At 51.2% G+C, this 16531-nt stretch carries 16 protein-coding genes; 3 read left to right on the forward strand and 13 right to left on the reverse strand.

Annotation, left to right across the window (positions count from 1 at the left end; genetic code table 11):
* Positions 1–3: 3 nt before the first annotated feature.
* The 10 genes from Q4E93_RS00770 to Q4E93_RS00815 all read right to left on the reverse strand — a co-directional run bounded on the left by Q4E93_RS00770 (position 4) and on the right by Q4E93_RS00815 (position 11056).
* Complete coding sequence (locus Q4E93_RS00770; protein WP_303582169.1) at positions 4–1125, reverse strand: flavin-containing monooxygenase; 1122 nt, start codon at positions 1123–1125, stop codon at positions 4–6.
* Positions 1126–1153: 28 nt separating this feature from the next.
* Positions 1154–3520, reverse strand: coding sequence for an ABC transporter permease (locus Q4E93_RS00775; RefSeq protein WP_303582170.1), 2367 nt, complete (start codon positions 3518–3520; stop codon positions 1154–1156).
* Between the two features lie 125 nt (positions 3521–3645).
* Positions 3646–3924: a hypothetical protein gene (locus Q4E93_RS00780; protein ID WP_303582171.1), complete on the reverse strand. Its 279-nt coding sequence runs from the start codon at positions 3922–3924 to the stop codon at positions 3646–3648.
* Positions 3925–3927: 3 nt separating this feature from the next.
* Positions 3928–6135 (reverse strand): carbohydrate binding family 9 domain-containing protein, encoded by a 2208-nt coding sequence (locus Q4E93_RS00785; protein ID WP_303582172.1) that lies wholly within the window; start codon positions 6133–6135, stop codon positions 3928–3930.
* Between the two features lie 7 nt (positions 6136–6142).
* Entirely contained in the window at positions 6143–6607 is a 465-nt protein-coding gene (locus Q4E93_RS00790) for a YybH family protein (RefSeq protein WP_303582173.1), read from the reverse strand.
* A gap of 71 nt (positions 6608–6678) precedes the next feature.
* Complete coding sequence (locus Q4E93_RS00795; RefSeq protein ID WP_303582174.1) at positions 6679–7059, reverse strand: YybH family protein; 381 nt, start codon at positions 7057–7059, stop codon at positions 6679–6681.
* 32 nt (positions 7060–7091) lie between these two features.
* Positions 7092–7832 (reverse strand): isocitrate lyase/PEP mutase family protein, encoded by a 741-nt coding sequence (locus Q4E93_RS00800; RefSeq protein WP_303582175.1) that lies wholly within the window; start codon positions 7830–7832, stop codon positions 7092–7094.
* 68 nt (positions 7833–7900) lie between these two features.
* Complete coding sequence (locus Q4E93_RS00805) at positions 7901–9421, reverse strand: S41 family peptidase (RefSeq protein WP_303582176.1); 1521 nt, start codon at positions 9419–9421, stop codon at positions 7901–7903.
* 40 nt (positions 9422–9461) lie between these two features.
* On the reverse strand, positions 9462–10451 hold the full coding sequence (locus tag Q4E93_RS00810) for a GlxA family transcriptional regulator (RefSeq protein ID WP_303582177.1): 990 nt from the start codon (positions 10449–10451) through the stop codon (positions 9462–9464).
* A gap of 17 nt (positions 10452–10468) precedes the next feature.
* Positions 10469–11056, reverse strand: a complete 588-nt coding sequence (locus tag Q4E93_RS00815) for a GrpB family protein (protein WP_303582178.1) — start codon at positions 11054–11056, stop codon at positions 10469–10471.
* A gap of 126 nt (positions 11057–11182) precedes the next feature.
* On the opposite strand from Q4E93_RS00815, the gene Q4E93_RS00820 reads away from it, so the two are divergent.
* Positions 11183–12049: a helix-turn-helix transcriptional regulator gene (locus tag Q4E93_RS00820; RefSeq protein WP_303582179.1), complete on the forward strand. Its 867-nt coding sequence runs from the start codon at positions 11183–11185 to the stop codon at positions 12047–12049.
* Between the two features lie 58 nt (positions 12050–12107).
* Positions 12108–12707, forward strand: a complete 600-nt coding sequence (locus tag Q4E93_RS00825) for a short chain dehydrogenase (RefSeq protein WP_303582180.1) — start codon at positions 12108–12110, stop codon at positions 12705–12707.
* A gap of 28 nt (positions 12708–12735) precedes the next feature.
* On the opposite strand, the gene Q4E93_RS00830 is transcribed toward Q4E93_RS00825, so the two are convergent.
* Entirely contained in the window at positions 12736–13131 is a 396-nt protein-coding gene (locus Q4E93_RS00830) for a VOC family protein (RefSeq protein ID WP_303582181.1), read from the reverse strand.
* Between the two features lie 115 nt (positions 13132–13246).
* Here Q4E93_RS00830 and Q4E93_RS00835 point away from each other — a divergent pair, with 115 nt between their 5' ends.
* Positions 13247–14224, forward strand: a complete 978-nt coding sequence (locus Q4E93_RS00835) for a GlxA family transcriptional regulator (RefSeq protein ID WP_303582182.1) — start codon at positions 13247–13249, stop codon at positions 14222–14224.
* A gap of 5 nt (positions 14225–14229) precedes the next feature.
* Here the strand turns inward: Q4E93_RS00835 and Q4E93_RS00840 are convergent, their stop codons facing one another.
* Both Q4E93_RS00840 and Q4E93_RS00845 read right to left on the reverse strand, forming a co-directional pair.
* Entirely contained in the window at positions 14230–15747 is a 1518-nt protein-coding gene (locus Q4E93_RS00840) for a cytochrome c (protein ID WP_303582183.1), read from the reverse strand.
* 27 nt (positions 15748–15774) lie between these two features.
* The gene (locus Q4E93_RS00845; RefSeq protein ID WP_303582184.1) at positions 15775–16524 is read right to left on the reverse strand and encodes a LytR/AlgR family response regulator transcription factor; all 750 of its coding nucleotides are present in this window, start codon (positions 16522–16524) and stop codon (positions 15775–15777) included.
* Positions 16525–16531: the final 7 nt, after the last annotated feature.

Genomic DNA, 16531 nt, shown 5'->3' on the forward strand with positions numbered 1-16531 from the left:
GGCTTATTCTCTCCGTGCAATATCCTTGGCAATCTTCCGGGCGTCCAGTCCGATCTCCCGGATCTGACCCGTGGGACTGATCCAATAGCCACAAAAATAAAGTCCATCTTCCCCGAAGAACTGCTGGCGGCCCAGGCTGAACTTCAACTCATCGAACCTTCGTTGAGGCGCCTGCAGAATGTTATTACAGTCACGGTCATATCCGATGGCTGCAATAATGGAGTGGAACATCTCCTGGCTGCCATCTTTGAAGTAGATGGTATTTCCTTCGATATGGTGTATATCCCCATGAATTTTGACGTGTCCTTCCCGAATATGCCGGATGGTCCCAATATCCAGGACAGGCGCTTTCCTGTCCCTACGGATCTGCTCTAGTGGGCCGTAAGGCATTTTATTAAGACCCAGCTTGCCGAGGTCGCCGATCAGTGAATTGATCAGCGGGGAGCTGATGGCATCTGCTATACGGGGGGGAAGATGGCTTAGCAGCAAGCTCAGCTCCAGCACGGGTATACCCAGCACATCCCGGGGGATGACATTCACCGGAGAACGGACGGCCATGGAAGGTGTGGCGCCTTGCTCATACAGGTCGATGGCGATCTCACAGGCGGAGTTGCCAAAGCCTACCACCAGCACCTGTTGTCCTTTGAACGCCGCGCCTGTTTTGAAGGCCTGACTGTGGAGGGCCTTGCCGGGAAAGGTTTCCAGGCCTGTAAAATTCAGCGGTTTCGGCTTTCCAAAGGCGCCTGTAGCCATTACCAGGTATTTCGAACGAAATGTGCCGTTGGTTGTCTCAGTGATCCAATAGCCATTCTCTTTTTTTATGGATAGTGCCTCTGTGTTAAAAACAGGATCGATGCCGAATTCCTGCTGGTAGGCTTCGAGGTATTCGATCACCTGCAACCTGTCGGGGTACTTGGGTGCTGTATCGCCAAATCTTTTATAAGGGAGATGAGAGCGCCTCTTGTTGGTGTGTAAATGCAGCCGGTCATAATGGTTACGCCAGGGTGCGGCTATCTGTGGCTGCTTTTCTATAATGGTATAGGTAATATGCTGCCGCTGCAAACAGGCGGCGGAAGCTAAACCGGAGATGCTGGCTCCAATAATGAGTGTACTGGTTTGCTGCACGATACGACCAATTTACAAAAATTGGGGTTTACTCGCTCTTTAAACTGTCCACCGGGTTTGCCGAAGCCGCCTTCATGGTCTGCCAGCTTACGGCTGCCAGGCAGATCAGCAGGCTCAGGAGCAGGGTGAGCAAAAAGGCGCCAGGCTTCATGCCGGCATGGTAGGTATATTTGGCCAGCCACTGGTGGGTATAGTACGCGCTAATAGCGGCGCCAGGAATAAAGGATAGCATGATCAGCTGGAAGAACTCCCGCGAGAGCTTGAACCAGAGGTTGCCGGCGCTTGCCCCCAGCACCTTGCGAATGCCCATTTCTTTTCGCCGCTGCTCAGCGGAGAATGATGCCAGCCCGAACAGGCCGAGACAGGAAATAAGAATGGCTAAGACGGTAAATCCCAGGGAAATGGTTCCCAGCACTTGCTCATCCCTATATTTTTTGCTGAAGCGTTCGTCGGTGAATGTGTATTCCAACGGATATGCAGGATTGTATTTCTTATAAAGGGTTTGCAATATGGACAAGCTTTTGGACAGGGGCATAGCTGGATTTAGTCTTAACCCGATGTTGCCCATCCAGTCTTTTACAAAGCCGATGATGGCGGGCTTCACGGGTTCATAAGGCGAACCCCATACAAAATCATGCACTACTCCTATGATCGTGCGTTTGGCGCCCTGCCATGTTATTTCCTTGCCCAGGGGCTGATGTAAACGCATCAGCCGCACGGCGGCTTCATTGAGCATGACGGCTGTGGAATCACCAGGCCTTGCCGGATCGAAGTCACGGCCCGCTGCTAATTTTAAGCCATAGGTATCCGTGAAATGCCAGGTGACGGCCATGCAATCGATGGGGATTTTATCTTCTCCAGGTAATTGATCGGGCCAGCGGACGTCCCAGGTGCTGGCCTGGTTGCTGGTGATGGCGCTTGAGGTCATTGCCGCATCGGAAATGGCCCCTGCTTGGATAGCTTCACGCCTGAATGTTTCGAATTGTGTGTCCAATTTTCCTTCGAGGGGCATTTCCACCAGGTTGTTCCGGTCATACCCAACAGGCCTGTCTTTTATATAATTAATTTGCCCGTTGATGAAGATGCTCGATAATATCAGGCCCGTCGCAAACGTAAACTGAGTGAGGACCAATAGCCGTCTTGGTCTTCCTGCTGCACCGGCGCCCGTCAGGTGCCCTTTCAATACCCGGATAGGATTGAATGACGAAAGGAAAAAGGCAGGATAGCTTCCTGCCATCAGGCCGCAGAATAGGGTGACGCCCAGGGCGGTGATCCAGGCTGAAAGGTTGTCGAAAGGAAGGGATATTGGCGTATTTGTGATTTGAGCAAATGCCGGCAGCAGCAGGGATAACAGCATCACAGAGAGCACGAAGGCCATGATGGACATCAGGATCGATTCGGTCATAAATTGTTGAACAAGGGAAGACCTCCGGGCGCCCATGGTTTTACGGACCCCTACTTCTTTCGCTCTTTTTTCACTGCGAGCAGTCGAGAGATTCATAATGTTGATGCAGGCGATGATAAGGATGCCGATCGCCAATACCAGGAAGAGCCTGACATATTCAATGCGTCCGCCCGTATTGACCCCGTTTTGAAATTCATTATACAGGTGCAGCCGGGTCAATGGATAGAGGAAGAGGCTGATGTCTTTGTTCGAAGGATCGTACTTCCCAAGGAAGTTTTTAACTTTTGCATTGACGCCGGCGACATCAGCACCTGGTTTTAACATTACATAGGTCGGATATAGGTAATTGCCCCAGCCCGCTTCCTTCATCCATGGACGCTGGAACAGGAATGTTCCCCACGGGATCATAGCCTTGAACGACAGGCTTGAATTGGCGGGGTTGTCCCTTATCACCGCATTTACGGTGAGAGGGAATTCGTTATTCAGCTTGATGGTTTGTCCGACGGGGTTTACTGCACCGAAAATGGAGGTGGCAGCGGATTGGGTAAGAACGATCGTCGACTCGCCCGATAAGGCGTTCTGTTTATTCCCATGGACGAAATCGAAGGTGAACATGTCCAGGATGGTAGAGTCGGCGGCGATGGTGCTTATCTTCAGCGACTTGTCTTTATAGTTTACCAGGCTGTTCTCGGGAAAACTGGTGCGTGCGGTGTAAGCTAATTCGGGGAGGTCCTTTTTCAATACGGCGGCCAGCGGGTCGGGCATGATCGGCTTGGTTTTGACCTCACCGCTGGAAGGGGTATTTTTAAACATCAGATACAGCCGATCGCTGTTCGTATTGAATTTGTCATAGCTCCATTCATGATGGACATATAACAGCAGCAGGAAGCTTACGGTCATGCCGATGGCAAGACCCGCGATATTGATGGCGCCGTACAGCTTGTTTTTTACAAGGTTACGCCAGGCAGTCCTGAGATAGGTTGCAAACATGGTGGTGGGTTGGTGCTGGTTTTGGAGAGCTAATTATGTACCAGAACAGAAATTGGTTGGACATCAATTGGTTATATTTTTATAGGCATTTGGGGTCGTTCGCTTTCGATACAAGGTGTGTTCTACTATTCAAACCACCTCACCAGCTTTGGCTTTTTATTTTGCGCGACCAGTATCTCTACGAGGATGACGAGCTGGCCCAGGTGAAAGAGGTCGCCGTCATTCAGCGTAGTGTGTAAGAGGTTTGCGGGCGTGGCATTGAGGTCCTTTGTTATCAGGCCGACCATTTCCGGAATATTAGGAATGGTGCCGGCCAGCCGGCCAGAACGCTGTTCCGGCGAAAGTAATTGTAGCTGACGACAAAGACGCGCAATGATTTCCTGATAGTTGGGCTGATCGCTCATGGGTTAAAATTGTTTTAAATAAGAGATCTTGGTGATCATCTGGCGATCGGTTGTTTTCACCGCCTGCGATGCAGTATTGTTATTAAAAACGATATATAAATAGGAAAGAGGCTTGAATTCCCAGGAGAAACGGGCATTCCAGCTTACGGAATGGGTAACGCTTGATTGCTGGAAAAGACCTGACAACTGCAGCCGGGGATTCAACGCAATACGACCTTCGACGGTGTAAAGCATTACGTCTGTTGTGGCGCCGTTGACACCCACTTTCTTTAATTTCCCTGCTTCAACATTCGGTGAGATAAAGAAATAAGGACTGGGTGCAAAACTTACGGCAGCCGTGAGCGAATGATAGCTGCCATCATAGTACTGGCCCAGGTTGCCCGTGAGGGTGGCGGATACCTTTTTCGATTGGTCGCTGCTGAGGGATATTTTATGCCGGATATAATTGTAGTCGCCTTTAGGGATGGTGACGCCCAATGGAACAAAGTCATTTTCCAGGTGCTGCCGGGTGAAGATAATATACCAGGAAACGATGCCTCCATTCTGCAGCTGGAACCACAAAGGGGTGAAATTGACGTACCTGTCGGTGAGCTGAAAGTTGGTGGCATTGTGATACATGGTGTAAGAGATGCCGGGATTGTAAGATCTGATAAATGCCGGAAGCCATTTGCCTCTTTCCTGTAATATGATCCCGGGATCGGTGACCAGCGTATTGCCGCGGGCTATAAAACCCATTTGGGGATCGTATCGTTGGGTTACCACCGACTGTGTCCACCAGGCGATCCATTTGTTCGAATTGTACAGCAGCTGTGAGGCGGCTGCATAGCCGTTGTGGTTTTTAAGATCGGACGTGGACGAGCCCATAATGCTCAAGGATAAGCTTTGGGAAAAGCGGAAGAACCCGTCGATCGTGCCTGTAAAGTTCCTGGCCCCGGGGATCTTACCCCTGCCGTCTTCGGCTTTGTATGAAAGCAGCGTGCCGATCCGGTGTTGCTTTCCGAGATTCCGGGAATACCTGCCGACGAAGAAATTGGCTGGAGTGGTGTTGCTATTGCCTTCCTGCCTGACAAAGAGCGCTCCTGCATTGCTTTTGTCAGATCGGTAGACAAGCCTGGCGCCGGCGTCGATATTCAAGGGATTGCCGTTGGGGTCCAGGCCGATGGCCCTGCTGAAGAAGGGTTGGATCCTGGTGGAATAATCGGCCTGGTTGTTGGACAGCGGGTCTACACCCACACTGAACAGACCCGTGTTTTCCAGGAAGAACTGTCGTCTTTCCGGGAAGAAGACGGAGAACCGGTTGATATTATTTACCTGGCGGTCCACGTCAGCCTGAGCGAAGTCAGTATTGAACGTAAGGTCCAACAGCGTGTTGGGATTGATGACCCATTTTACATCACCTCCGGGTTTGACCGTGTTCTTCCTGTACACGGACCTGGTATTTTCCCTGGTCTCATTATACGCGTAGAGCATATAGGGCTGCACCCGGATATTGGTGGATGGCCTGGGGGCTTTAAGATTGACCAGCTTGCCGGCATATGCCATGCGAAGGCCCCCATAGGCTCTCGGGAAAGCGGGCCAGTTCGAGAATTCATTGATCGTCCTTGCGATCCTCCCGAAGCTGATGCCCCATATCTGCGACGAATCTGTTCCTTTCTTATAACGCAGGGTTTTCCACGGTACGGCCGCTTCTGCGATCCAGGCGGTGTCCGTCCGTTGCGTCCGCACCAGCCAGAGGCCGTCCCAGTCTGCGTCATAGTAATTGTCGTCAAAGGAAAGGAGGTCTCTTTGTACCCCGTACGGATTGATGCCGAACATGACGGCATTCCGTTCGTCATTATATCCATCTATCGCAAAGGCGAAGAAATCGGCGTTGCCCGCCACATAATCCCTTTTAAAGTTCAATGCCCTGTATCTGGCCTTGCCGATCGTGTCATAGCAAATGGCGGCCACATACAAATAATCCTTGTTGTACAGCAGCTTGACGACAGTTCTGTTTTTTGCCGGGGCGCCCTGATGCGGGTCTGTTTGTATGAAATCACTGATAGGCGTCGCCAGCATCCATTCTGGCTCTTCCAGCCGTCCGTCGATCTTTAAACTGCCTGCTATGTTCGTTGCTTCCAGCTTCTTTTTGATGCTATCCGGAGGAAAGATGTCCTGGCATAGAGCGGAAAGCCCGGATAGCAGAAGCAGTATGATAGTTAACTTTTTCATGATTGAACTATTGTTTGTTTCGATCGCTGCTGAAAGAATCCCTGAACATTTTCCAGCCTTCAGGCGTCTTCTTCCACAATACGAGGTATTTACCATTATCGAATAGTTTGTTGTTGGCATCGAACGATTGCCAGAAACCAATTTCTGTGACGTATTCTTTTCCATCACCGAATACGTCGATGGTTATGAACTTACCATTTCTGAGACCTATCTGATGATAGGCCGTCCTGAAGAAATCAAGCGGCGCCCCATCACCGCACAAGGCCTGTTCATTAGGCGCCATGATCCAGCAATCTTTTGCATAGCGGCCGATGAAGATGGAGGAATCCCCTTTAGCGAATGCCTGGAAATAGATGTCATTGCTTTTTGCGATGGCGATCTTTGCCTCTTCCAGGCCGGACTGTTGAGCGGAGGTGCTGCCATATAGTGAGAAGAATATCATGGCGGCGACGAGATACTTTTTCTGTTTCATTTTTTTGTTTTTAAGACGACCTGGTTTTTTATTGCCAGGCCGTTGTTATAGGTGTGGATGAGAATCATGCGCTAGACGGTCAGACCTGTCTCTGCCCCGAAGGCATGGTCTATGACGATCTTCCAGGTGCCATCCGGCTGTTGTCGCATTACTTCGATGCCTTTGGCACTAATTTTTACATCAGCGCCGTCCGTAATATTCCATTCGGACCTGCCTACGGCTATATCGCCCGTCTGCAGACAATAAACGGTCTTGATCTCCATTTTCCCTTTGATGGATAGAATGGCTTTTACGGCCTCCTGGAATTTTTCTGTTCCCGACACTGTCATACCGGGTTCGGGCACGATGATGCCCGCGCTGTCATACATGCTCATGACGGTAGCTATGTCTCCGGTGTTGAATGCTGCTGCAAGCGTAGCATGCGCGTCTTCGGCTCTTTTTGGTAGGTTCATTTTATTTTATTTTTATGATGATGATAATGATACTAGTAGCTCAAAATGTTCCCTACGTTCTCGTAGGCTTTATTAAATGCGAGGGGCCCCAGGCTGAGACGCGCCACGCCCAATCGACGCAGGGTGTCAATGTCGGGGAGATCGGGCATTGCCATTACGTTCAGGGGAAAGGAGGTGCTGTTTACCACGGCAGTGATATCATTTTCAGCCGAGATACAGGGAAGGAAGATCCCGTCTGCGCCGGTGTCTTCGTAGACCTTTAGCCTCCGGAAAGTCTCCTGTAGCTTATTGTCGACGTTCAGGATAAATGTATCGCAGCGGATATTGATAAAAAGGTCGATGCCCTCTGCCGTCAGCTTGTTTTTGAGATAGGAGATCGTGTTTGCGAATTGTTTGGCATCTTTTAATCTGCGGGTATGCTCCGTGATGACGGAGTCCTCGATGTTGATGCCGGCGATGCCGAGATCGGTCAGCTGCCGGATATTTTGATAGATCTCCTCATTGGATGAGCCATAACCCATCTCTATGTCCACCGAGACAGGGACCTGGACGGCCGCCATTATGCGCCGGACGACGAAGAGATGGTCGGCAAAGGGCATTTCTTCCCCGTCCCCGTAGCCGAGGCTGCCTGCAACGGCGGCACTTGAGGTGCCGATGGCGGCAAATCCTTTTTCCTGGAAGATGCGGGCGCTTTTTGCGTCCCAGGCATTGGGCAGCACGAATAAGCCGGCTGCGGTATGCAAATCTTTGAATGATTGAAATTTTGATGACATGAGCTTTTATTTGTCACAAAACTATTGTGACAAAAGGCCCTGAAATTGTACAAAACGGAACAACTTAATTATGGGAGAGGGCTTGTGACACGGGGTAAGCACTTTACCTGGGGCTTTAACCTTTTTTTATTTTCCTCCACCAGGTCCAAAGCCTTAGCCAGGTCCGGATCATTGCTTTTCACCGCATCTTCCGGCGAATAGGCTACAGGGTAATCCGGCATGAGACCTCTTCCGCCGGGGGGCGAAGGAGCCATGGATATCACCCGCAACCAGGGGAAGTCTATTACGATATGGCTGTTGGGAAGTGTCAGCTGCTGCATGGAGAAGCCGTTGCACCCTTCCTCCGTGCCGGCTGTCTCCCTGCCGATGAATACGACGTCCTTACGCTGCGCTTTTAATGCAGTGGTAAACAAGGCAGCCGAGGAAAAGGTAGCTCCGTCTATGAGGACGTACAGCTTGCCTTTAAACCTGTCGCGGATGGCAACCGGGTTGGGACCGTAGGGCCGGCAAAATTCCGGGCGGACGTCCATGTGCCAGGTGTTGCCGATGTGCGCCCCCGGCACGCAGGTACTTTTGAAGCTCACCGTCTTTTCCGGATCGAAGTATGCGATCTGGCTGTTGGTGGATGGATCGGCTATGCGCGAGCTAAGGTCTCTTATCATCGCGAATGAAGTATCCGCAAGATATGATAAGAGCCTGGTGACAATGCGAATGTCGCCGCCGCCGTTGTGCCGCATGTCCAGGATGAGGTTGCCGGACCTTTTTTGGGCCACTTGTGCAAAGAGCTTCCCGTAAGTGACCGTATCCTCATATGCCAGCCCTTTGACCTCGAACAGGACGGTGCTGCTGTCCTTTGAAAAATATAGACCCAGCTCATCTTTGTTCCAGGCCTTGTCCCAGGAGGCGTATTTGTCCACAGGTGTGTTGGTGATGGTCACGGTGTCGGTGCTGTCCAGCACGATGGTTTTGACCAGCCCCTTATCGGAACGGGCTGCAACCCTATAGGGGGTGCTCCATTTATAATGCATGTTACAGACATCATCAAATCCGTCATATTCGGAGAGGTACAGCTCTTTGAAAGAAGCCACATGACCATCGCCGCAGTACAGGGAATAGCCGTTTCGGATCACATCGGCGACAGGCGTATCATTGATGCTGAGGATCTCATCGCCTGTGGCCAGCTTATTCGTTTTGCGCGTGGTCACCCAGGCCCTTTCACCGTGGACCAGCACCTCAAAGGGCAGATGAGACGTCTTTATGCCTGTAGGTGGGTGATGGTTTGCGGAGTGCCTCAGCTGCGTATGCCCACAGCCAAGGGTACAAAGGAAGGGATATATGCGGGAGATGAATTCACCCTCATACATCGGTTCGTCAATGGCCGCCAGGGCGGTATTATAGGCATCGTGTATACTGTCCGGCGAAGCATAGAGGCCATAGCCCGGATGCAGTTCTTTTACAGCCGACCAGAGGATGCCGAGGTCGGCTTTCATCTCTTTCACCGATAATTTTCCTTCGTCTTTATGCGCACGGTCGCAGCTGAGAAATAGGAAAATTATAACAATCAGGGGTACGGGCAGGTATTTACGCATGGAAAGGGTTTTCGTTCTTTGGTCGTGTTGGGCTGGTAATTCACGCGAACGCGCGGTTATACCTGTTCCGATACTGCATGGGAGAAAGGCCGGTGACTTTCTTGAAGATCACCCTGAATGCTTTCGGGTCGGAGTAACCCACTTTATCCATGGCTTCATTCACCCCCAGCCGGGAGGTTTCCAGGCTTTTTTTCACCGCCTCCATTTTTACCCGCTGAATATATTCCATCACCGAATTGCCCGTCGCCTTTTTAAAGCGGCGTTCCAGGTTCCTGCGGCCCAGCGCCAGCATGGAAGCCAGCTCGTCTACAGATATCTTGGAATGAATGTTCTTTTCGATGTACTCCTGGGCGGTCCTGATGACCTCGTCCTCGTGGTCTTTTTGCCCGCTGAAGATGATGAAAGGAGATTGGCTGCTGCGCTGGAAGTCGATCTGGAAACCTTTGGAGCAGGTGACGGCTATATCGGGGCCGGCGAACTTTTCCACCAGGTAGAGTACGAGGTTGAGCCAGGAATAAGCGCCACCGCTGGTGTAAAGGTTATGCTCATCCGTTATGATCTTGTCCTCCACGAGGTGGACGGAGGGGAACATCTTCCGGAACGCTTCGGCGAACTCCCAATGCGTGGTGCAACTCCTTCCGTCCAGCAGGCCCGTGCCTGCCAGCAAAAAGGCGCCGATACAGAGAGAGGCGACGGCGGCTCCCTTGTTATGTTGGCGGATGATCCAGGAAAGCAATGGCTGGTTGTCTTGCAGGATCTTTTCCTTGTCACCATGAACAGAGGGGATGATGATGAGGTCTGTGTGGTCGATGTCCTCAATGAGCGCTTCGGGCCGGACGGAGAACAATCCGTTCTTCATATAGGTCTCTGACCTGAGTCCCACCAGCTGGACGGCGAAAAGCGGCGAACGGCCAGCCTCTTCAAGGTAGCCGTTTACTCTTAACAGGATCTGTTGGGTACCTTCGATATTGGTCATGCTGCAATCGCCATCCGGCACTACGATAGAAACGTGTTTGGTAGTCGGTCTCATGCCCTAAAATTAGTGCTTTATTTAACTAATTTATTCTGCTTTGTAATATCTTCCAGTTCGGCGGCAACAAACCCCATTTCTTTCAATACGCCGGTAATAAAATCAGTCTTGCCGGCCACATATGCGTCGATATCGTCGGGATATTCTTTTGCCAGGTTTTTTTTGAGCTCGCCGTATGCTTTGGCTTTAGCGGGATGGCTGCGCAGGTAATTGCGAAAGGCAAGATGATTCTTCAGGCTGATGTTGTTGGCCGTACAAACATAGAGGTGATGTGCCGGCCAGGTACGGGATGATCCGTCGATGGGTGTGCGGGACGATTTCCGTTTAAAGGCTTCCCTGCCTGTAATGCCCATGTCGCCGGCATGCTCATAGCCCAGGTCCTGAAGCACTGCAATGACCGGCTTAAGCAGTGCACTATCTTCGATGATCAGGTCGATGTCTATGACAGGCTTGGCAGGGAGCCCTTCGACGGAGGTGCTGCCTACATGCTGTACGGCGGCGACATAGCTACCCAGGCGGGATTGATACACGGATTGCAGTTGGGCAAAGGCCAATGGCCAGCCGGATGAGTATTCCTCAATGACTATATGATGGTGCTGCAGCATATGTATTAATTCATCATCTAAATAAATGCCATAGATACAAATTGTTGAAAAACAATCATTTTTGATTTTAAGGCGCCACAAAAACTGACCGTTTTTGATACGGCCGGTGTACATTTGCGGATCGTCATGCTTTTCCGTTTTCCTCCCATACCGGTAGATTTAAATGACCCAACTTTCCTTGCCTGGGGTAATTCCGCCTACGCCAAGCACAAGGTGGAGACCCGGGCGGGTCAGCGCACCGTGTTCCTCACGGAACATACTGTGATCTTTGTTGTCAATGGGATCAAGCTCCTACATTTTCCTGACCAGACGATCACCGTGCGGCCGGATAGCGTCGTCCTGTTGAAAAAAGGTATTTATGTCATGGCCGAGTACATCGAGGAAGGGCTGAGCTTCGAGGCCCTGATGATATTCTTGCCGGTGAAGGCATTAAGGGAGTTTATGAGCGGACAGCCGCTGGAAAGACCCGCGGTTGCGCAGGATGCTTCCCATTTCATCATCCCCGTCAACCACCTGCTGCAGGAGTTCAGGCAACAATACCGCGGTTATTTTGAAAGGACCTTCCGTGGGCAGGAGCAGCTGCTGTCCCTGAAGCAGCAGGAATTGTTGTTGTTGCTGATGAGCTCCGATCACAGGCAGGAAGTGATCCGATTTATATATTCGGCAGTAAGCGCAGCGCCGGAAGACCTGGAGTTCATCGTGCGAAATTATCTCCTGCAGCCTGTTACACTGGAAGAAATGGCCAGCCTGTCCAATCGCAGTCTTGCAGCTTTCAAAAGAGATTTTCAACGGCATTATCGAAGCGCGCCCAGGCAATGGATCAACCGGCAAAGGCTGGAGCATGCACAGATGCTTTTAAACAATACGGACCGCCAGGTATCCGACGTTGCACTGGCATGCGGTTTTGAGAGCGTGTCGCATTTCATAAGGATCTTTAAGAAAGCGTTTGGCGCCACTCCCCAGGCGCTGCGAGCCAAAAAAGCAATTTATTGAGCTTTTTGCGTCATGCTCTCTTGTGACACTAAGCGTAGTTTCGCCGGAAATTCATCTCATGCAAATATTGATCATCGGTGGTGACGGCACCATCGGAAGAAAAGTTGCCGCGGCCCTTGGCGTCCGGCATGACATTATTATTGCGGGCAGGAACAGCGGGGATGTGCGGGTGGACATCAGCTCTGCGGCTTCCATCGAAACGATGTTCAAAAAGCTTGGCCGGCTGGATGCCTGTATTTGTACTGCAGGTACAGGTTATTACGGGGATTTTACCACGATGGGGGAAGCGCATGTGCTCCCCGGCGTCCAGGGCAAGCTCCTGGGACAGATGAACCTCGTCATGATCGGCAAGGACTATCTGCAGGAAGGGGGTAGCTTTACGCTGACCTCCGGTATTGCCGCAGAGATGCCCGCCCGCAACGGTACCTGCGTGGCCATGATCAATGGTGCGATCAACAGCTTTGTATTGGGCGCTGCGCAGGAGCTGAAACAGGATAGGCGCATCAATGCTGTCAGCCCGGGGCTCGTGGAAGATTCAAAGGAACGGTATGGCCATTTGTTCCCGGGTTATGACCTTGTCCCGATGAGCAAGGTGACCAACGCTTACCTGCTGAGCGTGGAGGGGGCGGTGAATGGGAAGATCATAAAGGTGTATTAAGATATGTTTGGGTCAGGCGTTCGCAGGTCTATGGCTGATGGAGGCTAAGGCCATTGCCATCAGGGTCGCTGAAGTGGATGAACCTGCCCCAGGGAGTATTCGCAATTTTGCCATCATCAATACCTTTCAGGGTGACCATGCCCATCTCTATTCCTTTCTTTTGCAGCTCCGCGACGTCTTTTTCGATGTCATCGGTCTGGATGATGATGCCTCTGAGGGTGCCGGGCGCCATGGCTACTTCTTTATATGGCCACCAGCTTATCAACGAAAGACAGGCAGCTTGTCCGGGGTAACCCATCTGCAGCCATGTCTGCCCGTTGCCCATGGGCTGCTCCACCACGACATCGAATCCAAGTTTCTGATAGAATTCTTTAGCTTTTTCCTGGCTGGAGACAGGAACCGGAATGATCTCAAGCGTTCTCATTGTTATTTATTTTGATGATGATTCAAAGCTACAGCGCTTCCCCGAACCAGCCGGGGGGTGATTGCGGTGAATAAGAGGGGGTGCATGCGACAAAGTGATTGTCTATCTTTGAGACATGCGACACATTTCAATCCTGGCTCCCCGGCATGCTACATTAAGCAGTGTGGATATACCCCACCAGATCTTCCTGCGGATAAATGATTTTTTCAGATATCGCGGGCAGCCTCCCTGTTTCGTGGTCGAGCTGGTAGGACTTACCAGAGAAGTCCCGGTCTATAAAGGAAATTACACCATTCATGTGGACAAGACCATCGATGAGATCAGCCACACCGACCTGATCATCATACCCATTCTTTGCGGCCCTGCGCAGGAGCTATTGTCGGGCAATGAAGACCTTGTGCCCTGGATACAGCAACAGTATAGGAATGGAGCGGAGGTGGCCAGCCTCTGCGTAGGAGCTTACCTGCTGGCGCCCACCGGTTTGCTGAATGGTAAAAAATGTTCCATCCATTGGCTTGCCGCACCCGAGTTCAGAAAGATGTACCCGGAGATCCAGGTGGTAGACGATAAGATCATCACGGATGAGCAGGGAGTGTATACGGGCGGCGGCGGGTTTTCATACATGAATCTTATTTTATATCTCATCGAGAAATATACGGACCGGGAAATATGCGTGCTGGCATCGAAGATGTTCCAGATAGAGATCGATAGGACGAGCCAGGCGCCCTTTGTGATCTTTATAGGCCAGAAGGAGCATGGCGACGAGCTGGTAAAAAAGGCGCAGGAATTTATTGAAAGTAATTACCAGGATAAGATCACGACGGAAGAATTGACCTCCCTGCTATTCACGGACAAAAGAAATTTTGAACGCCGTTTCAAAAAGGCTACCTCCAATACGGTGGGCGAGTATGTACAGCGGGTGAGGGTAGAGGCGGTGAAGAAAGGACTGGAGACGAGCGATAAGACCATCCTGGAATTGATGCATGAGGTAGGGTATTCGGATACCAAGGCTTTCAGGGCCGTGTTTAAAAAGATAACGGGACTGACACCGGTAGCTTACCGGGAGAAGTATGTCAGGCAAACGTCGGTCTGATCACTCTATTCTTTATCACCATGGCCGCAGGCGCAATCGCAGCTGGCCGGCTTTAATTTGTCAAGGTCTTTCAACTGAGCGTCCGCCGCCCGGATTTGCTTCGCATTTTTCGAGTCTTCCAGCTGTATGGCAATTTCCTGAAGGTCCAGCTGACGTAAGTAGGTATTTAATTCTTTTTTTGACAGCGTATGTATTTGCAGGTTGAATGTTTGCGTTTCACTGGTGATAAAGTCGGCTGCACCTAAAAGTGGCTGACCATCTTCTTCTCCCAGGGCTAAAACCAGAGCTTTTACACCTTGCGGCAAGGGGGTCATTCCATCGCTGGTATAAAACCCGGATCTATTGGTTCCATCTTCCAATGGCCCGCCTTCCTGGAGAATACGTGCAGAAGGTATGAGGAGGAATATATTCACGCGGTCCCGGAATGCAGCATCCCATTGTACGGTGAGCGTACTCATTTTTGCCACTGGCATATCTTCCAGCAGCCGATCGATATTGTACCAGCCGAAGCTTTGTATCCTGAACTGGTAATATTCCGACTGGTGTACTGGTATTGCCACCTTACCCGGCATGGTCCCGGTGTCGCCGCTTACATAGCCCCGAGGCAGTTGGCGTTCCAAGGTGACCAGGGGGCCGTTGTTTTTTATAAGAGAATCACGATGTCCCTCCAGGCTGATCCGCTTATGCCAGTAGAGAACGCAGCTGTCAGCGCAATGTTTCAGATGATCGTCCGGAACGGGCAGCCCCAGCCGGGCGCTTTCATTGTCGATGGAGCGGTAAAGATAATCCAGGTCGGTGTCCGTCAGGTTCGGAAATGTATTCATGGCGGCCTTGTTGTATTGATTATACAGGCAATTAGCGTAGGGATCTCCGGCCTTCAGCAGGGTGATATAATTTTTGGTGAAGGCGTAAAGCCAGCTTCGTTCGCGTCTTTTACCGATGTAGGCTAGGTCCGGGCCAAGGATGGTTTTGCCAATTGCATGACAGGAAGCGCAGTTGGTGGCGAAAAGGGACCTTCCGTAGGCAAGTCCGGCGGAATCAGGATTGGCGGATAGGGGTCGGGGGCTAGTCCAGTTGAGATTACCACTTGCATCCAGCGCGCCTTTGAACAGTTCCATATTGTCGGCGAGATAGGGTGTGGGAAGGCTGACGGACAGGGCTTTTTTGATGCGGACAGTTTGGCCTTCGGCAGCCTCGATATCGATCATGCCGCCGCTGCTGAGAGGTCTTCCATTGCTGGTGGTGACGAGGCCTGCCCGGATCATGTCGCTGAGCCGCAGCGCTTCTCGGATCACCAGCTTTATATGGCTGGCCCCACCTCCATCCAGTGCATGGGCGGGTATGCGGATGATACTCCCTTCCGGCATATGCAGGACGGTGTCTTTTGACACGTCGATCTCTATGGTAAAAGGTGGAAGAATGCCGGAGTTAAAAACTTTTGCTCGTGTTGAAGTGTCGGGGTGACTGCAATGGGACAGGGAAAAGAGGATGACTACGGATAGGAGGAGGTATGGCTTGCGCATATTGTCGTGAATATGGACGCAAAGTAATCAAGAAAACTTTATCCTATCCCACAATTTATTGGAGACCACCCGCTGGATGACCTGCTCACGATAGTTCCGGCTGATAGGGATACGGCATGACTGGATGAAGATCTCATTGCCTTCGATGGCCTCTATTTTGTCGATGGAGACGATATAGGATTTATGGACGCGTATGAAGGCACTGCTATCCAGGTTCTCTTCCAGGTGCTTCAGGTACAGCAAGGTGACATATTTCCCTTTTCGCGTATAGATGGTGATGTAGTTCTGCATCCCTTCCACATACAGGATATCGGCAAAATGGATCTTCTCGAATTTGCTGCCGCACTTGATAAAGAAATAATCTGCGGGCGGCTCCTCCCTGGCGGACCCGGGCCCCGGATGATTCGCCGCCTTTGTAAGAAGGTGGTGATAATCCCGGGCTTTATTAACCGACCGTAAAAATCGATCCAACGTGATAGGTTTTATCAGGTAATCCAGCACGTTCAGCTGAAACCCTTCCAGCGCGTAACTGGGAAAAGCGGTCGTGATGATGACCATCGGGGGCTTCTGCACTATTTTCAGGAACTCGATGCCGTTCATCTTCGGCGTCTGTATATCCAGGAACAACAGATCCACGTGCTGCTGATCCATTATTTTCATCAGCTCCACGGGGTTCTCGCAGGTGTCGATGAGATGCAGGAAGTCCACCTCCATTACATATTTGGCAATGCCTTCCCTGGCCAGCGGTTCGTCGTCGATAATGACACAGTTGATCATTGTATGC

This window comes from Flavitalea plasmicola (assembly GCF_030546645.1).
In the GTDB taxonomy this organism is placed as follows: domain Bacteria; phylum Bacteroidota; class Bacteroidia; order Chitinophagales; family Chitinophagaceae; genus Puia.